The sequence below is a fragment of the Amnibacterium setariae genome (assembly GCF_003581425.1).
Lineage (GTDB): Bacteria > Actinomycetota > Actinomycetes > Actinomycetales > Microbacteriaceae > Amnibacterium > Amnibacterium setariae.
The window spans coordinates 1-20,406 of sequence record NZ_QXTG01000002.1 but is presented as its reverse complement, the minus strand read 5'-3'; the positions used below and the strand labels follow the sequence as shown (position 1 = coordinate 20,406).

The following is a 20,406-nucleotide window of genomic DNA, read 5'->3' as shown; positions in this document are numbered from 1 at the left end:
GCCACCACCGGAGGAACGACCATGCCGCTCGACCCCGACACCGCGCTGATGCTGCAGGAGCTGCAGCGGCGCGGCCTCCCCGGCCCCGCCGACTCGGACGTGCCCACCGCGCGCGCCGTGCTGCGCGGCTTCTCCGGCGTCGACCGCCGCGACCCGGCGACCCTGCCGCGCATCGGCGAGATCCGGGACGAGACCATCGGCGGCGTGCGGTGCCGCGTCTACCGGCCGCAGGTGTCGACGCCCGCGCCGACGGTCGTCTACCTGCACGGCGGCGGCTTCGTGCTCGGCGACCTGGACACGCACGACCTGACGGTGCGGCTGCTCGCGACGGACGTCGGCGCGGTCGTCGTCAGCGTCGACTACGGCCTCGCGCCCGAGCGCCCCTTCCCGGGCGGCGTGGAGGACGCGTGGACGGTCTTCGCCACCGTCGCGGGGCGGATCGAGGAGTTCGGCGGCGACCCCGCCCGGCTCGTGGTCGCCGGCGACAGCGCCGGCGCGAACCTCGCGGCGGTCACCGCGGTCCACGCCCGCGACGCCGGCATCCCGCTCGCGGCGCAGCTGCTCGCCTATCCCGCGGTCGACCCCGGCGGCGACTACGCCTCCCGCGGGGAGAACGCCGAGGGCTACTTCCTCACCGCCCGCGACATGGACTGGTTCTTCGAGCAGTACACGGGCGTGCTGCCCGACTCGGCGGAGGCGCGCACCCTGGTCGAGGACCCGCGGATCGCGCCGCTGCGCACGCCGGACCTGGCCGGCGTCGCCCCGGCCGTGATCGCCACGGCGGAGTACGACCCGCTGCGCGACGAGGGGAACGCGTACGCCGCGGCGCTCGTCGCGGCGGGCGTGCCGGTGTGGCACCGCACCTTCGAGGGCCTGATCCACGGCTTCTACGGCACGCCCCTGCCGGGGCCCCTGAGGGCCACCCACGAGATCGACGCCGCCCTGGCGGACCTGCTGCGCTGAGCGTCCTCCCGGTTGACGCGGCGCGCTCGGCCGCGCAGGCTGAGCGCGTCCGCCGACCGCGGGGCCCGCGGGGGGCCCGGCGGGAACCGGAAGGGCCCGGTCGACGGCCCGGGGTCGGGAGCCCCGTCCGCCTGCCGATCGGGTGCGGCAAGGGGGCGCCATGCGTCGGTACCCGGTGCGCAGCTCCGCGCTGCGCGCGGTCGGCTACGACTTCGAGACGAGCACGCTCGAGGTGGAGTTCGCGAGCGGCGGGGTCTACGACTACGAGGACGTGCCGCCCGAGGCGGCGCTGCAGCTGCTCGAGGCCGACAGCCTCGGGCGCCACCTCGCCGAGCACATCCGCGGCGCGTACCGCTCGCATCGCGCGGCCTGAGCGCGCTCTGCGCGTCTGCCGCGGAACGCCTGCGAGGGCGGCGGTCGGCTTGCAGCGGCACGGCCCCGACCGGTCGGCTGGTCGCTGGACACGCCGACGTCGGCGGGGAGGGAGCGGACATGCGTGAGCTGCGCATCCTGAAGCCGATCACGAAGCTCGAGGACGCCGCCGTGCTGGACGGCGTGATCGCGCGCGTGCACGGCGTGGTCGACGCCGTGCTGAAGCCGCGGGAGCTGGAGGACGTGCTGCACGGGGTGCCCGCCGGCCACCCCCTCCACCCGGCGATGATCCTGCTGCCCGCGGGCAGCTGGATCGGCGCCGCGGTGCTCGACCTCGTGCCGGGCGCGGAGCGCGGCGCCCGCGTGCTCGTCGGCACCGGGGTGCTCGGTGCCGCCCCCGCGATCGCGGCGGGCTGGGCGGACTGGGCGCGGTCCGACCGGCAGCAGCAGCGGGTCGGCATCGTGCACGCGGCGCTGAACGAGACGGCCTGGGTGCTCTACGCCGCGTCCTGGCTCGCGCGGAAGCGCGGCCGCGACGGGCTCGGCAAGGCGCTCGGCTTCGCCGGCTTCGGCCTGGTCGGGTTCGGCGGCTACCTCGGCGGCCACCTCGGCTACCGGCAGGCGGTCGGCGCGAACCACGCGGACGCGGTCGTGCACACCTTCCCCGAGGGCTGGCACGCCATCGGCGAGCTCGACGACCTGCCGGAGGAGGAGCCGGTGCGCGGCGAGGTCGGCGGCACGCCGCTGTTCGTGCTGCGCCGCGGCGGCCGCGTCGACGTGCTCGCGGACGTGTCGACGCACCTCGGCGAGCCGCTCTCCGACGGGGTCCTGACCGACCCGGGCCACGGCCGGGCGACGATCACGACGACCCGGGGCAGCGTGTTCGAGATCGCCACCGGCGAGGTCGTCCACGGCCCCGCGACGGCGCCCGCGATCCGCTTCGAGACCCGCATCAACGGCGAGCTCGTCGAGATCCGCCTCCCCCGCCCCTAGACCGGGACTCTGCTCACGCTTCCGGATGCCGTGGCGGCGATGCGGCGTACGGAAGCGTGAGCGAGGTCAGGGTTCGAGGGCCGCGGCGAGGGCCGGGGCCCGGTCGGCGAGCCAGGCGCGGCGGCGGAGGATGCGGTCCCCGACGCCCTCGTGCCACATGCGCGCCCAGCCGCCGCCGACGTGCTCGGCGCGCCAGCGCATGAGGTGCCAGGAGCGGTCGGCGAGGTTCAGCGAGACCGGGACCAGCGCGGCGCGCTCCCCCGACCAGCCGTAGGCGTCGAGCGCGATCCGCGCACGCCGGGCCGGGTCGGCGTCACTGAGGGCGGCCTCGCGATCCTCCTCCGGCATCCAGGCGCCCCACCAGAGCAGCAGGTTGGCGAGCTCCTCGACGCGCGTCGCCGGGCCGAGCAGGTCGAAGTCGATCAGCGCCGCGGCGACGCCGTCCCGGAACACGACGTTCTCCGGCGTGACGTCGCGGTGCCCGACGAGCTCCGGCTCCCCCGCGATCCGCTCCGGCAGGACCGGCGGCGCCGGCTGCGGGACGGCCAGCACCTCCGCCGGCAGCCCGAGCGGCGCGACCGCGTCGTGGAACCGGCGGAGCAGCCGCGCGAGGGAGACGAGCCGCGCCTCGTCCGCCACCCACGCGGGCCAGGGGCGCCCCGCGACCTCGCCGTCGACGAACGAGACCACGTCGCGGCCGCGTTCGTCGCGGCCGAACCAGCGGGGCGCGCCGTCGAACCCCTGCGCCTCCAGATGCCGCAGCACCCGCTCGACGGCCGCCGACGCGGCGCCGTGCGGCCGGCGGACCGTGCCGCCGACCCGGACGAGCCCCTCCGTGACGTCGCCGCCGGCGAGCGGCACCTCCGGGCCGTCCGGGAACGCGGGCACGGCGCTCAGCTCCGCTGTCGGCGTTCCCGGACCCGCATGTTCACGACGATCGGGGTCCCCACGAAGCCGTACACCTCGCGGAGGCGCCGCTGCACGAACCGGCGGTAGCCCGGGTCGAGGAAGCCCGTCGTGAACAGCACGAAGGTGGGCGGACGGCTGCCGGCCTGCGTCCCGAACAGGATGCGCGGCTGCTTGCCGCCGCGGACCGGGTGCGGGTGCGCGGCGGTGAGCTCCGCGATGAACGCGTTGAACTTGCCCGTCGGGATGCGGGTGTCCCAGCCCTCGAGCGCCGCCTCGAGCGCGGGCACGAGCTTCTCGAGGTGCCGGCCCGTGCGGGCGGAGATGTTCACGCGCGGCGCCCACGCGACGTGCGCGAGCTCCTGCTCGATCTCCCGCTCGAGGTACCGGCGGCGGTCGTCGTCGAGCAGGTCCCACTTGTTGAACGCGAGCACGAGCGCGCGGCCGGACTCGAGGACCATGTCGACGATGCGGATGTCCGCCTCGCTGATCGGCGCGGTGACGTCGAACAGCACGACCGCGACCTCGGCCCGCTCGAGCGCCGCCTGCGTGCGGAGGGAGGCGTAGAAGTCGGCGCCCTGCGACAGGTGCGTCCGGCGGCGGATGCCGGCCGTGTCGACGAACCGCCACACCTTCCCGGCGAGCTCGATCTGCTCGTCCACCGGGTCGCGGGTCGTGCCTGCGGTCTCCGAGACGACCACTCGGTCCTCGCGCGCGGACTTGTTCAGCAGGCTCGACTTGCCGACGTTCGGGCGGCCGACGAGCGCCACGCGGCGCGGGCCCCCGACCTCGGGCTTCGCGACCTGCGACTCGCGCGGCAGCATCCGCATGACCTCGTCGAGGAGGTCGGCGACGCCGCGCCCGTGCAGGGCGGAGACCGGCCACGGCTCGCCGAGGCCGAGGCCCCACAGCTCGCCCGTGTACGCCTCCTGCCGGTCGCCGTCGACCTTGTTCGCGACCAGCCGGACCGGCTTCTTCGTGCCGCGGAGCATCCGGACGACCTGCTCGTCGGTGCTCGTCGCGCCGACGACCGCGTCCACGACGAACAGCACCGCGTCCGCGAGGTCGATCGCGACCTCGGCCTGCGCGGCGACGGCGGCGTCGAGGCCGGCGGCGTCGGGCTCCCAGCCGCCGGTGTCGACGAGCGTGAAGGCCCGGCCCTCCCACTCGCCCCGGTACGTGACGCGGTCGCGCGTGACGCCCGGGGTGTCCTCGACGACCGCGGCGCGGCGGCCGAGGATGCGGTTGACGAGCGCGGACTTGCCGACGTTCGGCCGGCCCACGATCGCGAGCACGGGCAGCGCCGCACCGGCGCCGGCCTCCGCGTCCTCGATCTCCCCGCCCTCGAGGAGGAGGCGGTCCTCGTCCTCCAGCGCGTAGTCCTCGAGGCCGGCCCGCAGGGCCTCCGCCCGGCGCTCCGCCGCGGCCTCGTCGAGGTCGCCGAGGCGCTCCGCGAGGTCGTCGGGGCCGTCGTACTCGTCGTCCGGGTCGCTCATCGCACCTGCTCCACGTCTGCCGTCTGCCGCACGAGCGCCACCAGGGCGTCCACCGTGCCGTCGAAGTCGAGGTCGGTCGAGTCGAGCGTCGTCACGCCCTCCGCCGCCTCCAGGAAGTCCACCACCCGCGAGTCCTTCGCGTCGCGCTCGGCCATCGACCGCGCCACCGCGGAGCGGTCCTCGTCCGGCAGCTCCTTCGCCCGCCGCGCCGCCCGCACCTCGGGGCTCGCGGTGAGCAGCACGCGGACGTCCGCATGGGGCGCCACCACGGTGGTGATGTCGCGGCCCTCGGCGACGACGCCGGGCTCGGCCGCGGCGAGGCGCGCGCGGAAGCCGTCGTTCAGCCGCGTCCGCACGGCGGGCACGCGGGCGATGCCGCTGACCGCCGCGGTCACGCTCGGCGTGCGGATCGCGTCCGTCACGTCGACGCCGTCGACGCGCACCCAGCGCTCCGCCGGGTCGCCCGCGGACTCGAACGCGAAGCCGTCGAGCGCGCGCTCGACCGCGGTCGCGTCCTCCGGGTCGGCCCCCTGCTCGAGCACCCGCCACGCGAGCGCGCGGTAGGCCGCACCCGTGTCCAGGAAGTCGTAGCCGAGCGCGGCGGCCGCCGCGCGCGAGACGCTCGACTTCCCGCTGCCGGCCGGTCCGTCGACCGCCACGATCACGCCCACCGCTGCTCCTCGCATCATGCGACGCGCCATCCGCGCCGCTCCAGGTCCGCTTCCAGCCCGCCGGCCGCCTCCGGCAGCACCGACACCTCGACGATGCCGATCGGCGCCCCCGGCGAGTGCTCGAGGCGCATGTCCTCGAGGTTCACGCCGAGCTCGCCGATCTCGGTCAGGAGGCGGGCGAGCTGCCCGGGCCGGTCGTCGATCAGCACCGTCAGCGTCGTCGTCCGCAGGTCGACGCCGTGCTTGCCGGGGATGCGGGCGACGCCGTCGTTGCCCGCCGCGAGCACGTCGGCGAGGGCGCGCTGCGCGCCCGGCGCGGCCGGGTCGGCGAGCGCGCCGAGCAGCGCGTCGAGGTCGTCGCGGAGGTCGGAGAGCACGGGCAGCACCCGCGCCGCGTTCGCGCTGAGGATCTGCACCCACAGCGCCGGGTCGCTCGCGGCGATCCGCGTCGTGTCGCGCAGGCCCTGCCCCGCGAGGTCCGTCGCGTGGTCCGGCGCATCGACGAGCCGGGCGGCGAGGAGGCTCGAGACGAGCTGCGGCGCGTGGGACACGACCGCGACGGCGTCGTCGTGGCGCTCGGCGGGCAGGCGCACCGGGATGGCGCCGAGTTCGAAGGCGAGGGACTCGAGCAGCACGGCCTGCTCGGCCGTCGAGGCCTCGTGCGGCGCGATCACCCACGGCCGGCCGAGGAAGAGGTCGGCCCGGGCCGCGATGGGCCCGCTCCGCTCGCGGCCCGCCATCGGGTGCGAGCCGAGGTAGCGCGCGACGGGCGCGCCGGCGGCCTGCAGCGCGGCGAGCGGGCCCGCCTTCACGCTCGCGACGTCGGTCACGAGCGCCTCGGGGAAGCGCGCGAGCTCCTCCGCGACCACCCGGGCGACGACGTCCGGCGGCACCGCCACGACGACGATCGCGGGCGCGTCCCCCTCCGCGGCCCGGCGCCCCGCGCCGTAGTCGACGGCGAGCGCCAGGGTCGACGGGGAGACGTCGTCGAGGACGACGTCGACGTCGAGGGACGTCAGGCCGAGCCCGATGCTCGTGCCGAGCAGCCCGGTGCCGACGACCCGGACCTGCCCCGTGGTGCGGGCGGACACGGGGGAACAGACTACCGGGCCCGCCGTTCCCGCCCCGCGAGGGTCGTCAGCGCCCCGAACTCGGCCGCGGTGAGGTCGCGGGAGCGCCCGACCGGCAGGTCGCCGAGCTTGATCGGGCCGAACTCGCGCCGGACCAGCTCCCGCACCGGATGGCCGACGGCGTCGAGCATGCGACGCACGATGCGGTTGCGTCCGGAGTGCAGCGTCAGCTCGACGAGCGTCGCGCCGGGGCGGGCGCCGTTCGGCACGATCCGCACCCGGTCCGCGGCGATCGGGCCGTCGTCGAGCTCGATCCCCCGCTTCAGCCGCGCGAGCGTCTGCGGCTTCACCGCGCCGTCGACGAGGGCGATGTACGTCTTCGTGACGCCGAAGGAGGGGTGCGCCAGCACCTGCGCGAGGTCGCCGTCGTTCGTCAGCAGCAGGAGGCCGGAGGTGTCGGTGTCGAGGCGGCCGACGTTGAACAGCCGCTCCTCGTACCGGTCGGTGAACCGGGTGAGGTCCGGGCGGCCGCGGTCGTCGTGCATCGTCGAGACGATCCCGGTCGGCTTGTGGAGCACGACCGTGCGGCGGGCCGGGTCGACCTGCACCGGGACGCCGTCGACCGCGACCTCGTCGACCGTCGGGTCGACGCGCGTGCCCGGCTCGGTGACGACGCGCCCGTTCACGGCGACGCGGCCGGCGGCCATCAGGTCCTCGGAGACGCGGCGGGAGGCGACGCCGGCGGCGGCGAGCACCTTCTGCAGCCGCTCGCCGCGCTGTCCTGAGCCCGTCGAAGGGTCCGAGCGCGGCTCAGCGGGCGTCGGCATGCGCGGCCTCCACGCCCTCGAGCAGCGGCGCGAGCGGGGGCAGCTCGCCGAGCGACCGGATGCCGAGCGCGACGAGCAGGTCGTCCGTGGTGCCGTAGAGCACGGCGCCCGTCTCCTCCGACCGGCCGACCTCGGTGACGAGGCCGCGGGCGACGAGGGTCTTCAGCACCGAGTCGACCGACACCGCGCGGATCGCCGCGATCTGGCCGCGGGTCACGGGCTGGCGGTACGCGACGACGGCGAGGGTCTCGAGCGCCGCCTGGCTGAGGCGGCCCGCGGTCTCGATCTCGAGCAGGTGCCGCACCTGCGCGTCGTGGGCCGAGCGGGCGTAGAGCCGGAAGCCGCCCGGCAGCTCGCGCAGCTCGAAGCCGCGGCGGCGACCGCCGGACCGGCCGTCGTAGTCGTCCCGGATCCGCTCGACCGCCTGCCGCACCACGGCGACGGGCCGGTCGAGCGCGGAGGCGATCGTCAGCAGGTCGAGCGGACGGTCGGCGACGACGAGCAGGGCCTCGACCGCCTCGTCGAGCGCGTCGAGCGAGGAGGGCGTGCGCGCCGCCCGGACGGGCTCGTCCCGCGAGTCGGCGGACGGCGCGTCGAGGCCGGTCGGGGCGGGCTCGGCGGCCGTGTCGCGGGCGGAGAAGGCCTCCGCGAGCTCCGCCTCGTCGACCGGGGCGCCGAGGAGCCCCGAGAGCAGCAGCGCGACGGGTTCCTGCGGGGTGCGCCGCACGGGCGCGGGCCGGTCACTCATCGAATCCCCCTCCCAGGCGCGCGAGCATCGAGTCGTCCCAGTCTGGCGCGGTCCAGCGCACGACGAGCGCTCCGAGCGGGTCGAGCTGCTCGAAGGCGATCGCGCCGAGGCGGTGCAGCTCGAGCACGGCGAGGAAGCGGGCGACCACGATCGGCCGCTCCGCCTCCGGCCCGGCGAGGTCGAGGAACGACATCGCCGACCCCCGACGGAGCAGGCTGACGACCGCGGCCGCCTGCTCGCGCAGCCCCACCGCCGAGCCGTGGAGGTGGTCGACCCGCACGCTCGGCTCGGGCCGCGGCGCGAGCGCGGCCGCGGCGAGCAGCGCGAAGGCGGCGACGTCGACCGGCAGCTCCGGCGGCGGGAGCGGCGGCAGCTGCGCCTCGTGCACGGCGCCGCGATGGGCGTGCCGCGCCTCCTCGATCGCGAGCGCGTCCGCGAACCAGGTCGTCGCCTCCTTGAAGGCGCGGTACTGCAGCAGGCGGGCGAACAGCAGGTCGCGCGCCTCGAGCATCGCCACCGCCTCCGCGTCGACGACCTCGCCGGCGGGCAGCAGCCCGGCGATCTTCGCGTCGAGCAGCGTCGCGCCGACGACGAGGAAGCCGCTGGTCTGATCCAGGTCGGCGTCGTCGCCGAGCCGCTCGAGGTGCGCCAGGAACTCGTCCGTGACGACCGCGAGCGCGAGCTCGGTCACGTCGAGCTCGCGCCGCCCGATCAGGTCGAGCAGCAGGTCGAACGGGCCGTCGAACCCGCCGACCCGGACGCGGAAGGCCGACGCGTCGGGGTCAGGCGAAGGCACCCCGGACCACCAGCTCCCGCGCGAGCTGCAGGTACGCCTCCGCCGCGCGGTGCTCGGGGGCGTACTCGAGGATCGGCTCCCGCGCCACGGAGGCGTCCGGGAACTTCACCGTGCGGCTGATCACCGTCTCGAGCACGTCGGCGTCGAACGCCTCCACGACCCGGTCGAGCACCTCGCGGCTGTGCAGGGTGCGCGGGTCGTACATCGTGCCGACGATGCCGTCGAGCGCGATCGCGGGGTTGAGGCGGTCGCGGACCTTCTCGATCGTCTCGACGAGCAGGGCGACGCCGCGCAGCGCGAAGTACTCGCAGGCGAGCGGGATCACGACGCCGTGCGCCGCGGTGAGCGCGTTGACGGTGAGCAGGCCGAGGGAGGGCTGGCAGTCGATGAGCACGACGTCGTAGTCCGCCGTGACGCGGCGCAGCACCCGGGCGAGGCTCTGCTCGCGGGCGACCTCGTTGACGAGGTGCACCTCGGCGGCGGACAGGTCGATGTTCGCCGGGATGATGTCCAGGCCGTCGATCTGCGTGTGCTGGATCGCGATCCGCGGGTCGACCGACGAGGAGCCGAGGAGCAGCTCGTAGATCGTCGGGACGTCCTCCGTCTGCACCTTCACGTTCGCGGACAGGGCGCCCTGCGGGTCGAAGTCGATCAGCAGCACGCGGCGACCGTAGGAGGCGAGCGCGGCGCCGAGGTTCACCGTGGTCGTGGTCTTGCCGACCCCGCCCTTCTGGTTGCAGAGCGCGACGATGCGGGCCGGGCCGTGCTGCGCGAGCGGCGCCGGCACGGGGAACTCCGACCTCGGACGCCCGGTCGGGCCCAGCTCCTGCTCGTCGGGTCGGGTGTCCAGCACGGTCGTCTGCGTCATGGGTGGGGTCCTCGGTGCGGCTCGTCGAACGTGCTTCCCACGCTAGGCGGGGCTGTCCCCCGTTCTGGGGCGACGCGCCGCCGCGGCCTGGACGCGCGCCGAGCCCCCGGCGTGTCGGCGCTGCTCGCGGATCCGGATGTCCTCTGCGGATCCGGAGTTCTCGCGCGACACCCCGCGCGCAGGCTCGCGGAGGCGGCGTGTCGCACAGGATCTCCGGATCCGCGAAGAATGCGGGAGATAAGCGAACGCGGTGCTGCTCCACCTCGACCGCGACGAGCTCGCCGCGGTGCTCGCCCGCGTGCACGACGCCCTCCGCCCGACCGGCGTGCTCGCCTGCACGGTGAAGGAGGGCGACGGCGAGGAGGTCCACTCACGCAAGCTCGGCCTCCCCCGGCGGTTCACCTACTGGCGCCCCGCGCCGCTCCGAACCGTGCTGCAGGGCGCCGCCTTCGACGTCCTCTCGATCGAGCGGTCGCACGGCGAGGTCGACGACCGGCTGCAGGTCCTGGTCCGCCGGGCGGCATAGCGGGGCGCTCCGCTGCTGATCCGCGCGAGCGCTCGGGCGGATCTGCGGCGGAGGGCCCCGCTAGCGGGCGCGGGGGTGCGCGGTCGTGTAGACGTCGCGGAGGGCGTCCGCCGTCACGAGCGTGTAGAGCTGCGTCGTCGCGACCGAGCTGTGGCCGAGCAGCTCCTGCACGACGCGGACGTCGGCGCCGCCCTGCAGGAGGTGCGTGGCGAAGCTGTGGCGGAACGTGTGCGGCGACACGTGCGCGGAGAGCCCGGCGCGCTCGGCCGCCGCCTGGATCACGAGCCACGCCCCCTGCCGCGAGAGCCGGCCGCCGCGCGGGCCGAGGAACAGCGCGGGCGTCGCGCCGCCCTTCGCCGCCCAGGCCGGCCGGACGCGGGTCAGGTACGCCTCGATCGCCGCGCGGGCGTAGGAGCCGACCGGGACGAGCCGCTGCTTGCCGCCCTTGCCGAGCACCCGCACCAGCTCGCCGGTCGCGAGGTCGTCGACGTCGAGCCCGACCGCCTCGCTCACCCGCGTCCCGGTGGCGTAGAGCAGCTCGAGCAGCGCGCGGTCGCGCACGAGCACCGGCTCCTCCCCCTCGGTCGCCCCGATCAGCCGCGCCATCTCGTCGATGCCGATCGCCTTCGGCAGCCGCATCGGCAGCTTCGGCGGGCTGACCTCGTGGGCGACGTCGTCGGGCACGACGCCGTCCTCCGCGAGGAAGCGGTGCAGCCCGCGGACGGAGGAGAGCATCCGGGCGGCGGAGGACGCGGCCGCACCGTCCTCGCCGCGGATGCGGTTCAGGAACGCGGTGACGTCGGCGGTCGTCACGTCGCCGACGTCGGTGCGCCCCGCCTCCGCGAGGTGCTCGGCGTAGCGCCCGAGGTCCCGGCGGTAGGCGGCGAGCGTGTTGTCGGCGAGCCCGCGCTCGACGGCGACGTGGCGGAGGAAGCGCCCGACCGCCTGCTCGACCCTCACGCCCCCGAGTCCAGCACCCGGCCGTTCGCGGATCCGCAAGAACACGGCGACACGCCGCGTTCCCGGGTGCGGGAGGCGGCGTGTCGGCCGGGAACTGCGGATCCGCGGAGGAAGTGCGGATCCGCGAAGGTCAGCGGGTGTGCCAGGGGGCGCCGCCGAGGACCGGGTGCCGAAGCCACGGCTCGTCGCCCGGCGCGAGCGTCGCCCAGTCGCGGGCGCGGGACGCCTGCGCGGCGAGGGCGCCGATCACGAGCGACGGGCTCTGCACGCGGCGCGCGAGCACGGCGTCGACGACGTCGTCGAGGGGCACCCAGCGCACCTCGATGTCCGCCTCCTCGTCGCTCCGCTCGAAGGCGGGCACGGTGGAGACGTCGCGCGCGAGGAAGACGCGGATGGTCTCGTCGCTGCCGCCGGGCGAGTTCTGGAAGTCGGCGAGCACGTCCCAGCGCGCGGCGGCGAGGTCCGCCTCCTCCGCGAGCTCGCGCTGCGCGCCGGTCAGCGGGGGCTCCCCCGCCTTGTCGAGCAGCCCCGCGGGGATCTCCCACGCCCGCGTCCGGATCGGGTGCCGGTACTGCCGGATGAGCAGCACGCGCCCCTCGTCGTCGAGCGCCAGGATCGCGACCGCGCCCGGGTGCCGGACGATCTCGCGGGTGATCGGCTTGCCGTCGTAGTCGAACGTCTCGCGCGCGACGTCGAAGACCTTGCCGTGGTGGATCAGCTGCTCGTCCGTGACCTCGTGCAGCTCGGGGACGTCCTCGATCGGCTCAGGCACCGGCGGCCACCTCCTCCTGCTCCTCGGCGGCCTCGAACAGGCGGGAGGCGCGCTGGCGGTCGAGCGCCGCCGCGACGAGCCCCTTGAACAGCGGGTGCGAGCGCGTCGGCCGGGACCGCAGCTCCGGGTGCGCCTGGGTACCGATGTAGAACGGGTGCACGTCGCGCGGCAGCTCGACGAACTCGACGAGCTTGTGGTCGGGCGAGGTGCCGGAGAAGACGAGGCCGGCGGTCTGCAGGCGCTCGCGGTAGTGGTTGTTCACCTCGTACCGGTGCCGGTGCCGCTCGCTCACCTCGGCCCGCTCGTACAGGTCGCGGGCGAGCGTGCCCTCGTCGAGGTCGGCGCGGTAGAGCCCGAGGCGCATGGTGCCGCCGAGGTCGCCGCCCGCGATGATCGCGACCTGCTCCGCCATCGTCGCGATGACGGGGAACGGGGTGTCGGGGTCGAACTCGGTGGAGGAGGCGTCGGGCAGGTCCGCCTCGTGGCGGGCGTACTCGATCACCATGCACTGCAGGCCGAGGCACAGCCCGAGCGCCGGCAGCGCGTTCTCGCGGGCGAAGCGGAGCGCGCCCACCTTGCCCTCGATGCCGCGGACGCCGAAGCCGCCCGGGATGCAGATGCCGTCGAGGTCGCCGAGGTGCTGCGCGGCGCCCTCCGGCGTCTCGCACTCGTCGCTCGGCACCCACCGCAGGTTGACCTTCGTCTGCTGCGCGAAGCCGCCGGCCCGCAGGGCCTCCGTCACCGAGAGGTACGCGTCGGGCAGGTCGATGTACTTGCCGACGAGGCCGATCGTCACCTCCTGCCGCGGCTGGTGCACGGCCTGCAGCACCGTGTTCCAGCGCGTCAGGTCGACGTCGCCCGCCTCGAGCCCGAGCGCCTCGACGATCGTGTCGTCGAGGCCCTGGTCGTGCAGCATCGCGGGGATGTCGTAGATGGAGGGCGCGTCGACGGCGTTCACCACGGCGTCCTCGTCGACGTCGCACATCAGCGCGATCTTCTTGCGGTTCGACTCGGTGACCGGGCGGTCGGAGCGGAGCACGAGCGCGTCGGGCTGGATGCCGATCGAGCGGAGCGCCGCGACGGAGTGCTGGGTCGGCTTCGACTTCTGCTCGCCCGACGTCGGGAGGTAGGGCACGAGCGAGACGTGCACGAAGAAGACGTTGCGGCGGCCGAGCTCGTGCCGCACCTGCCGCGCGGACTCGAGGAACGGCTGGCTCTCGATGTCGCCGACCGTGCCGCCGATCTCCGTGATGATCACGTCGGGCTGCGGGTCGTCGGCGGCCTGGAGGCGCATGCGCCGCTTGATCTCGTCGGTGATGTGCGGGATGACCTGCACGGTGTCGCCGAGGTACTCGCCGCGGCGCTCGCGCGCGATCACCGACGAGTAGATCTGGCCGGTCGTGACGTTCGCCGACTGGCTCAGGTTGATGTCGAGGAACCGCTCGTAGTGGCCGATGTCGAGGTCCGTCTCGGCGCCGTCGTCGGTGACGAAGACCTCGCCGTGCTGGAACGGGTTCATCGTCCCCGGGTCCACGTTGAGATACGGGTCGAGCTTCTGCATGACGACGCGCAGCCCGCGCGAGGTCAGCAGGTTGCCGAGGCTGGCCGCCGTCAAGCCCTTGCCGAGCGAGGAGACGACACCCCCCGTGACGAAGACGTGCTTCGTCGTGCGCCGCAGTTCCGTTCCGTCCGGCGTCGATGCGCCCGAGTCCACCACGGGATTCCATCCTATGGGAGTCGCGGACGTCGTCCCCACCCGCGCGCGGCGTCAGGCGGTGCCGGCGAGGTCGAGCAGCTCCTGCGCGTGCGCGAGGGCCGACTCGCTCGTCGTGAGGCCGGAGAGGAGGCGCGCCATCTCGGCGACCCGGTCGTCCCCGGCGAGCCGCTGCACGGTCGACGTGGTCACGCCGCCGTCGGAGCCCTTCAGCACCTTCAGGTGGTTGTTCGCGAAGGCCGCGACCTGCGCGAGGTGGGTCACCGCGATCACCTGCGAGGTCGCGGCGAGGCGCGCGAGCCGCTTCCCGACCTCGATCGCGGCGCCGCCGCCGATGCCGGCGTCGACCTCGTCGAAGACGAACGTCGGCACAGGATCGGTGCCGGCCAGCACCACCTCGAGCGCGAGCATCACGCGCGACAGCTCCCCGCCGGAGGCGCCGCGGGCGATCGGCCGCGGCTCGGCGCCGGGGTAGGCCTGCAGCAGCAGCTGCACGACGTCCCGGCCGGAGGCGGCGAGCTCGTCGCGGCTCGTGACCTCGACGAGCACGGCGGCGCTGCCCATCGCGAGGTCGCCGAGCTCGGCGGTGACCTCGGCACCGAGTCGCAGGGCGGCGTCCCGACGCAGCGCCGACAGGCGGTCGGCGAGCTCGCCGGCGAGGCGCTCGTCGAGGGCGACCTGCGCCGCGAGCGACTCGATCCGGTCGGGGTCGGCGTCGAGCTCGAGCAGGCGCCGTCCGCCGGTCTCCGCGAAGGCGAGCACGTCGTCGAGGGTCGGCCCGTACCGGCGCATGAGCACCCCGAGCTCGTTGATGCGCTGCTGCGTCACCTCGAGGCGGCCGGGCGCGTCCGGGTCGAGCGCGGCGAGGTAGCTGGCGAGGTCGCCGGAGGCGTCCGCCGCGAGGGAGGCCAGGGACGCGACCGTCTCGGCCAGCGACGCGAGCTCGGGGTCGAGGGGCGCCGCGCGCTCGAGGGCCCTGCGGGCCTCGACGAGCAGCGAGAGCGCGTCGAGGGCGCCGACGTCCTCCGACGAGAGCGCCTCGTGCGCGGTCGCGGCGGCGATCCGCAGCTCGTCCTGCGCGCCGAGCCGCTCCGCGAGGGCCGCCAGCTCGGCGTCCTCCCCCGGCTGCGGCGCCACGCCCTCGATCTCGGCCAGCGCGGACCGCAGCTCCGCCGCCTCGGCCGTCCGCGCGTCCTGCTCCGCGGTGAGCCGCTCGAGCTCGGCGCGGCCGCCGAGGAAGCGGCGGTGCACGCCGGCGTACTCGTCGAGCACCGCCGTCAGCCCGGTTCCGGCGAACCGGTCGAGCAGCTCCCGCTGCGCGACCGGCGACTTCAGCCGCAGCTGCTCGGACTGCCCGTGCACGGCGACGAGCGCCTCGCCGAGCTCCTGGAGCACGCCGACGGGCACGGACCGGCCGGCGACCGCCACGCGGCTCCGGCCCTCGGCGGAGACGGTGCGCGTGACGAGTAGCTCCGCCGTGCCCTCGCCGACCGGCTCGAGCTCGCCGCCGGTCTCCTCGACCCGCTCGGCGACCGCGCCGTGGTCCGGCACGACCCAGCGCGCCTCGGCGACCGCGCGGTCCGCGCCGGCACGGAGGACGCCGGAGTCCGCGCGGCCGCCGAGCAGCAGCCCGAGCGCGGTCACCACCATCGTCTTGCCCGCGCCCGTCTCACCCGTGAGCGCGGTGAAGCCCGGTCCGAGCGGCAGGACCGCGTCCTCGATGACGCCGATGCCGCGGATCGTGATCTCCTCGATGCCGGGGCGCGGTCCGGTCACGACGTCCGGCCCCGCCATCCGCCGACCGGGAGGTCGAACTTGCGGACCAGCCGGTCCGTGAAGAGGTCGCGGTCCGCGTGGACGCGCGCGAGGCGCACGGGCTGCGGTGAGGCGGCGATCTCGATCCGGGCGCCGACCGCGAGCTCGAACATGCGCCGGCCGTCGCACCAGAGCACGCCGGTCGCGGGCGTGCGCCGCAGCACCTCGATCGCGACCGTGGACGCCGGCGGCACGACGAGCGGCCGGGCGAACAGCGCGTGCGCCGAGAGCGGCACGACGAGCATCGCGTCGAGGGTCGGCCAGACGACGGGACCGCCGGCGGAGAACGCGTAGGCGGTGGAGCCGGTCGGCGTCGAGACGACGATGCCGTCGCAGCCGAAGGACGACAGGGGCCGCTCGTCGACCTCGAGCACGACCTCGAGCATCCGCTCGCGCGCGGCCTTCTCGACCGTCGCCTCGTTGAGGGCCCAGTCCTCGTGGACGAGCCGGTCGTCCTGGTAGACGCGGACGGCGATCGCGCGCCGCTCCTCCACGTCCCACTGCCGCGCGACCACGCGGCCGATCACCGCGGTGAGGTCGTCGGCCTCCGCCTCGGCCAGGAAGCCGACGTGGCCCATGTTCACGCCGAGCAGCGGCACGTCGGAGTCCCGCACGAGCTCGGCGGCGCGCAGGATCGTGCCGTCGCCGCCGAGGACGACGACGAGCTCGAGGTCGTCGACCTCGACGCCCTCGCCGAGCACGGCCACCCCGTCGACGTCGCAGCGGGCCGCGAGGTCGGCCCGCTCCTGCGAGGTCAGCACCGGCACGACGCCGCCGTCGCGCAGCAGCGCCAGCGCGGAGGCGGCCGCGTCGACCGTCACGTCCCGCCCGGTGTGGGCGAGGATGAGCACGCGTCGCTCAGTCATCCGACCTCCCCGCCCCCGGAGCGCACGGCGCGCTCGATCGACGCCGACCATTCTGACGGATCGCTCCCGCGCAGACGGTGGAGGTGCACGAGGGCCTCCCGGTTCCCGTGGGTGCCCGGCACCGGGGAGGCGACGATCCCGGCGGTGCGGAGGCCCGCCGCGGACGCCGTGTCGAGCACCGCGCGGACCGCGGTCGCGCGGTCGGCGGCGTCGTGCACGATGCCGCCGCGCACGCGGGAGCGGCCGACCTCGAACTGCGGCTTCACGAGCAGCACGAGGTCCGCGTCGGGCGCCGCGACGGCCGCGATCGCCGGCAGCACGAGTGTGAGGGAGATGAACGAGAGGTCGGCGACGACCAGGCCGGGCGCCGCGGCCGAGCCGGTGAGCTCCGCGAGCCGTCCGGGCGTCAGGAGCCGCGCGTTCTCCCCCTCCACCACCACGACCCGCGGATCGGCGCGGAGCTCCGGCACGAGCTGGTCGTGCCCCACGTCGAGGGCGACGACCCGCGCCGCGCCTCGCTCCAGGAGCACCTGGGTGAACCCGCCCGTCGAGGCGCCGAGGTCCAGCGCGAGGCGCCCGGAGGCGTCGATCCCGAAGGCGTCGAGGGCCGCGTCGAGCTTGCCGGCGCCGCGCCCCACCCACCCGGTGCCGGCGTCCACCTCGACGACGGCGTCCGCCGCGACGCGCTGCGCGGGCCGGGTCGCGACGACCCCGTCCACCCGGACGCGCGCGGACGCGATCGCCGTCTGCGCCGCGGACCGGGAGCGCGCGAGCCCGCGCTCGACGAGGGCGACGTCCAGCCGCTCGGCCGTCACGCGCCGGGCAGCTCGAGGCGCGCCTCGAGCCGTCGCTGCGCCGCGAGGTAGCGGGTCGCGCGCTCCTCGAGCGGCAGCGCCTCCACCTCGGCCGGCGTCCCCGGGTCGTCGTCCACGGCGGTCAGCGTAACGACGCCCGCAGACGGAGCACGGCCTCCGGGATGCGGAGGGCGTAGACGCCGACGCCGGACGACCAGACGGCCTCCGCCACGGCCCGGATGAGGTCGATGGGCTCGCCGGGCTTCACGACCTCGAGCGCCTGGCCGTGCACGCGGGCGACCGCCTTGCCGACCTGCACGCCGTCGCGGCGGCGCTTCACCTCCGGGTACGGCTCGAGCAGGCCGCGGAGGTCCGCCAGGACGTACTGCGGGCGGTCCTGCGGCTGGGCGGCGAGCAGCTCCTTCGGGCCGTCGATGCCGGTCAGCACGAGCGCGGAGGGCATGCCGGCGGCGTTCGCGCCGCGGACGTCGGTGTCGAGCCGGTCGCCGACGAAGAACGGGCGCTGCGCGCCGAAGCGCTCGACCGCGGTCTCGAACAGCGGCGTCTCCGGCTTGCCCGCCACGACCGGCAGGCGGCCGACCGCGGCGTGCACGGCGGAGACCAGCGTGCCGTTGCCCGGCGCGATCCCCCGGTCGACAGGGATGGTCCAGTCGGTGTTCGTCGCGACCCAGAGCAGATCGGGGTCGGCCAGGGCGAAGGAGGCCTCCGCGAGGTCCTTCCAGCCGAGCTCGGGCGCGAAACCCTGCACGACGGCGTCGGGCGCGTCGTCCGCGCTCGTCACCACGACGAAGCCGGCCTCCGCGACGACCGAGTGGAGCCCGTCGCCGCCGATCACGAGGATGCGCGCCCCGGGGGCGACGCGGTCGGCGAGGAGCCGGACCGCCGCCTGCGGAGACGTGACGACCTCGTGCGCCGTCGCCGCCAGCCCCAGCTCGGTGAGGTGCGCCGCGACGGAGGCGGGGGTCCGGGAGGCGTTGTTCGTGATGTAGCCGACCCGCACCCCGCGGTCGCGGACCGCGCCGAGCGCGTCCTGCGCGTGCGGCACCGCGGCGCGGCCGCGGTAGACGACGCCGTCGAGGTCGAGCAGGAGGACGTCGGCGTCCGCGAGCGGCGCGGGTCGGCTCACCGCTCGGCGTCCGGGGCCGCGTCCGGCTCCTGCTGCGCCGCCGGTGCCTCGGCCTCGGTCGCCTGCACGCCGGGCTCGAGGGCTACCGCCTCGGTGCTGACCGTCATCTCGTCCTGCTCCGCATCGACCTCGTCGAGCAGGCGCTCCGCGTTGGCGGCGCGGGTCCGCCAGCGGGCGGCCTCCTGCTCGTCCCCGAGCTCCTCGTGCACGGTGGAGAAGGCGTCGAACAGCGACGGCGACCACGGGTGGATCCGCTGCAGGTCGATCGGCGCGCGCTCGAGCTCGTCGAGCGCCGCCGACGCGTCGCCCTGGTCGAGTCGCGCGCCGGACATCGCGATCGCGAGCCCGACCTGCGCCTCGACCGGCAGGGACGCCCGGTCGACGGCGCGACCGACCTCGAGGGCGCGATCGGGGCGGCCCACGCCGCGCTCGCTGTCGACCATGAGGGCGATCTGGTCGTCGGACCCCGAGATGCGACGGAAGGTGCGCAGCTCGCGCAGCGCCAGTGCGAAGTCCCCGGTCGCGTAGGCGGCGATGGCGACGCTCTCGCGCACGACCGCGACCCGACCCGCGCGCCGGGCCGCGGCCAGGGCGTGCCGCAGCGCCTCGGCCGGGTCGTCCTCGATCACGCGGGAGGCGGCCACGAGGTGCCGCGCGACCGCGTCGGCGTTCTCCTTCGTCAGCGTCCGCAGCTCGGAGCGTGCGGCCCGGTCGAGGTCGGAGGCGGCGATGTCGTCCGGCAGCGCCGGCTCGTCCACGTGCCGTCCGCCGCGATGGCCGCCGTCCGCGTCGGAGGAGCGGGCGTCGCGCCGGCCAGCGTCCCGAGCGGGTCGGTCCGAGAACGGGGTGCGACCGGCGCGCTCGGTCGACCGACGCCCGCCGCGCTGATCGCCGGACCGCGCGGGCCGGTCGCCCTCGCGCCGGGGGCGGGAATCGCCGCTGTCGCGGCGCGGACGGAACTCCCCGTCGCCGTCGCGCCGCGGGCGGAACGCACCGTCGCCGCCCTCGCGACGCGGACGGAACGCGCCGTCGCCGTCGCGACGCGGCTTGAACGCGCCGTCGTCGCGGCGCGGACGGAACCCGGCGCCGCCGTCGCGCGCGGGTCGGGAGCCGCCGGCGTCGTCACGACGGGGACGGGAACCGGCCGCGTCGTCCCGCTGGGGCCGGAAGCCGCCCTCGTCGCGGCGGGGGCGGAAGCCGCCGCTGTCGTCACGACGCGGACGGGAGTCGCCGTCATCACGCCGGGGCCGAGCGCCGCCGTCCTCGCGCCGCGGACGGAACGGCGCGTCGCCGTCCCGTCGAGGCCGGAACCCGCCCTCGTCGCGGCGCGGGCGGCCGTCGCGGGCACCCTCGTCCCGCCGGGGACGTCCGGCGTCGTCGCCGGTCCGCCGGGGCCGGTCCGCGCCGCCCCCCGAGCGCGGACGGCCCTCGCCGTCGCCCCCGCGGCGCGGAGCGCGGTCGTTCGAGTCGAAGCGGCGCGGGCGTTCGTCGCCGCCGCCGTCGCGCCGCGGCCGCTGGTCCCCCGCGTCGCCGCGCCGGGGGCGCCGCTCGCCGGAGTCGCCGCGATCGTTCCGAGCGGGCCGGCTCGGTCGGTCGTCCGTCGGGCCGTCCTGGTCGCTCACGTCGCTCCTGCTCGTGCGGATGCTCGTACAAATGCGAAGAGGGGGAGGCCTGCCCGCAATCGCTTGCGGGCTGGCCTCCCCCTCTTCGGTTGAAGAAGTCCGGCGGTGTCCTACTCTCCCACGAGGTCCCCCTCGCAGTACCATCGGCGCTGAGAGTCTTAGCTTCCGGGTTCGGAATGTGACCGGGCGTTTCCCTCTCGCTATGGCCGCCGAAACACTATGGATGTTCCGTCGATCCCCTGGCCACCGAGTGCTCGGTGGCGGGGTCCCGACCGTCCATCGGGAACCACATAGTGGACGCGAGCAACAGCACTCATGCTCCAACCCTGGGGGTTGGGGTGTTGTCAAGTCGTCGGCTTATTAGTACCGGTCAGCTGCACAGGTCTCTCGTCCCTGCTTCCACATCCGGCCTATCAACCCAGTCGTCTACTGGGAGCCTCTCACCCTCAAGGGGCATGGAAGTCTCATCTTGAAGACGGC

The 20,406-nt window shown here is 75.6% G+C and carries 20 protein-coding genes and 2 rRNA genes; 4 read left to right on the top strand and 18 right to left on the bottom strand.

Annotated elements, in window-relative coordinates; genetic code table 11:
• The first annotated feature begins 21 nt into the window (after positions 1-21).
• The 3 genes from D1781_RS08025 to D1781_RS08015 all read left to right on the top strand — a co-directional run bounded on the left by D1781_RS08025 (position 22) and on the right by D1781_RS08015 (position 2,328).
• Positions 22-963, top strand: a complete 942-nt coding sequence (locus D1781_RS08025; protein WP_119481832.1) for an alpha/beta hydrolase — start codon at positions 22-24, stop codon at positions 961-963.
• Between the two features lie 160 nt (positions 964-1,123).
• Entirely contained in the window at positions 1,124-1,336 is a 213-nt protein-coding gene (locus D1781_RS08020) for a KTSC domain-containing protein (RefSeq protein ID WP_119481831.1), read from the top strand.
• A 119-nt stretch (positions 1,337-1,455) separates the two neighbouring features.
• Positions 1,456-2,328 carry a DUF2231 domain-containing protein gene (locus D1781_RS08015; protein ID WP_119481830.1) on the top strand — a complete coding sequence of 291 codons (873 nt, stop codon included), beginning with the start codon at positions 1,456-1,458 and terminating at the stop codon, positions 2,326-2,328.
• 66 nt (positions 2,329-2,394) lie between these two features.
• Here the strand turns inward: D1781_RS08015 and D1781_RS08010 are convergent, their stop codons facing one another.
• The 8 genes from D1781_RS08010 to D1781_RS07975 are packed head-to-tail and all read right to left on the bottom strand — an operon-like array spanning position 2,395 to position 9,710.
• Complete coding sequence (locus D1781_RS08010; RefSeq protein WP_119481829.1) at positions 2,395-3,216, bottom strand: phosphotransferase; 822 nt, start codon at positions 3,214-3,216, stop codon at positions 2,395-2,397.
• A gap of 5 nt (positions 3,217-3,221) precedes the next feature.
• On the bottom strand, positions 3,222-4,730 hold the full coding sequence (gene der, locus D1781_RS08005) for a ribosome biogenesis GTPase Der (protein WP_119481828.1): 1,509 nt from the start codon (positions 4,728-4,730) through the stop codon (positions 3,222-3,224).
• Positions 4,727-5,401, bottom strand: coding sequence for a (d)CMP kinase (gene cmk / locus D1781_RS08000; protein WP_233551182.1), 675 nt, complete (start codon positions 5,399-5,401; stop codon positions 4,727-4,729). Before cmk ends, der begins: the two co-directional genes overlap by 4 nt.
• 14 nt (positions 5,402-5,415) lie before the next feature.
• A complete protein-coding gene (locus tag D1781_RS07995) occupies positions 5,416-6,492 on the bottom strand; it encodes a prephenate dehydrogenase (protein ID WP_119481827.1) in 1,077 nt (358 codons plus the stop codon).
• 11 nt (positions 6,493-6,503) lie between these two features.
• A complete protein-coding gene (locus D1781_RS07990) occupies positions 6,504-7,298 on the bottom strand; it encodes a pseudouridine synthase (protein WP_119481826.1) in 795 nt (264 codons plus the stop codon).
• Positions 7,282-8,046 carry an SMC-Scp complex subunit ScpB gene (scpB, locus tag D1781_RS07985; protein ID WP_119481825.1) on the bottom strand — a complete coding sequence of 255 codons (765 nt, stop codon included), beginning with the start codon at positions 8,044-8,046 and terminating at the stop codon, positions 7,282-7,284. The genes D1781_RS07990 and scpB overlap by 17 nt, the downstream gene beginning before the upstream one ends.
• Positions 8,039-8,842, bottom strand: a complete 804-nt coding sequence (locus tag D1781_RS07980; protein ID WP_119481824.1) for a segregation and condensation protein A — start codon at positions 8,840-8,842, stop codon at positions 8,039-8,041. Before D1781_RS07980 ends, scpB begins: the two co-directional genes overlap by 8 nt.
• Positions 8,829-9,710, bottom strand: coding sequence for a ParA family protein (locus tag D1781_RS07975; RefSeq protein WP_119481823.1), 882 nt, complete (start codon positions 9,708-9,710; stop codon positions 8,829-8,831). The genes D1781_RS07980 and D1781_RS07975 overlap by 14 nt, the downstream gene beginning before the upstream one ends.
• Before the next feature lie 250 nt (positions 9,711-9,960).
• Between D1781_RS07975 and D1781_RS07970 the strand changes: the two genes are divergently transcribed.
• Positions 9,961-10,236 carry a class I SAM-dependent methyltransferase gene (locus tag D1781_RS07970; RefSeq protein WP_119481822.1) on the top strand — a complete coding sequence of 92 codons (276 nt, stop codon included), beginning with the start codon at positions 9,961-9,963 and terminating at the stop codon, positions 10,234-10,236.
• A gap of 60 nt (positions 10,237-10,296) precedes the next feature.
• On the opposite strand, the gene xerD is transcribed toward D1781_RS07970, so the two are convergent.
• From xerD to D1781_RS07920, 10 genes are all read right to left on the bottom strand, one after another.
• Positions 10,297-11,196, bottom strand: a complete 900-nt coding sequence (gene xerD, locus D1781_RS07965) for a site-specific tyrosine recombinase XerD (protein ID WP_119481821.1) — start codon at positions 11,194-11,196, stop codon at positions 10,297-10,299.
• Between the two features lie 130 nt (positions 11,197-11,326).
• Entirely contained in the window at positions 11,327-11,968 is a 642-nt protein-coding gene (locus tag D1781_RS07960; RefSeq protein ID WP_119481820.1) for an NUDIX domain-containing protein, read from the bottom strand.
• Positions 11,961-13,685, bottom strand: a complete 1,725-nt coding sequence (locus tag D1781_RS07955) for a CTP synthase (protein ID WP_119481819.1) — start codon at positions 13,683-13,685, stop codon at positions 11,961-11,963. Before D1781_RS07955 ends, D1781_RS07960 begins: the two co-directional genes overlap by 8 nt.
• Positions 13,686-13,736: 51 nt before the next feature.
• Positions 13,737-15,476 carry a DNA repair protein RecN gene (gene recN / locus D1781_RS07950; RefSeq protein ID WP_119481818.1) on the bottom strand — a complete coding sequence of 580 codons (1,740 nt, stop codon included), beginning with the start codon at positions 15,474-15,476 and terminating at the stop codon, positions 13,737-13,739.
• On the bottom strand, positions 15,455-16,363 hold the full coding sequence (locus D1781_RS07945) for an NAD kinase (protein WP_119481817.1): 909 nt from the start codon (positions 16,361-16,363) through the stop codon (positions 15,455-15,457). The genes recN and D1781_RS07945 overlap by 22 nt, the downstream gene beginning before the upstream one ends.
• Positions 16,360-17,178 (bottom strand): TlyA family RNA methyltransferase, encoded by an 819-nt coding sequence (locus tag D1781_RS07940; RefSeq protein ID WP_119481816.1) that lies wholly within the window; start codon positions 17,176-17,178, stop codon positions 16,360-16,362. Before D1781_RS07940 ends, D1781_RS07945 begins: the two co-directional genes overlap by 4 nt.
• Before the next feature lie 121 nt (positions 17,179-17,299).
• Positions 17,300-18,304, bottom strand: coding sequence for an HAD-IIA family hydrolase (locus D1781_RS07935; RefSeq protein ID WP_119481815.1), 1,005 nt, complete (start codon positions 18,302-18,304; stop codon positions 17,300-17,302).
• The gene (locus tag D1781_RS07930; RefSeq protein WP_119481814.1) at positions 18,301-19,926 is read right to left on the bottom strand and encodes a primosomal protein; all 1,626 of its coding nucleotides are present in this window, start codon (positions 19,924-19,926) and stop codon (positions 18,301-18,303) included. Before D1781_RS07930 ends, D1781_RS07935 begins: the two co-directional genes overlap by 4 nt.
• Positions 19,927-20,023: 97 nt before the next feature.
• A 5S ribosomal RNA gene (gene rrf / locus D1781_RS07925) occupies positions 20,024-20,140 on the bottom strand.
• Positions 20,141-20,266: 126 nt separating this feature from the next.
• Positions 20,267-20,406 (bottom strand): 23S ribosomal RNA (locus D1781_RS07920); the annotation flags it as partial.

Coding starts and splice junctions, on each gene's coding strand:
- der (WP_119481828.1), bottom strand. CDS start 4,730: ATGAGCGACCCGGACGACGAGTACGACGGCCCCGACGACCTCGCGGAG.
- D1781_RS08025 (WP_119481832.1), top strand. CDS start 22: ATGCCGCTCGACCCCGACACCGCGCTGATGCTGCAGGAGCTGCAGCGG.
- recN (WP_119481818.1), bottom strand. CDS start 15,476: ATGGCGGGGCCGGACGTCGTGACCGGACCGCGCCCCGGCATCGAGGAG.
- D1781_RS08015 (WP_119481830.1), top strand. CDS start 1,456: ATGCGTGAGCTGCGCATCCTGAAGCCGATCACGAAGCTCGAGGACGCC.
- D1781_RS07975 (WP_119481823.1), bottom strand. CDS start 9,710: ATGACGCAGACGACCGTGCTGGACACCCGACCCGACGAGCAGGAGCTG.
- D1781_RS07990 (WP_119481826.1), bottom strand. CDS start 7,298: ATGCCGACGCCCGCTGAGCCGCGCTCGGACCCTTCGACGGGCTCAGGA.
- scpB (WP_119481825.1), bottom strand. CDS start 8,046: ATGAGTGACCGGCCCGCGCCCGTGCGGCGCACCCCGCAGGAACCCGTC.
- D1781_RS08020 (WP_119481831.1), top strand. CDS start 1,124: ATGCGTCGGTACCCGGTGCGCAGCTCCGCGCTGCGCGCGGTCGGCTAC.
- D1781_RS07945 (WP_119481817.1), bottom strand. CDS start 16,363: ATGACTGAGCGACGCGTGCTCATCCTCGCCCACACCGGGCGGGACGTG.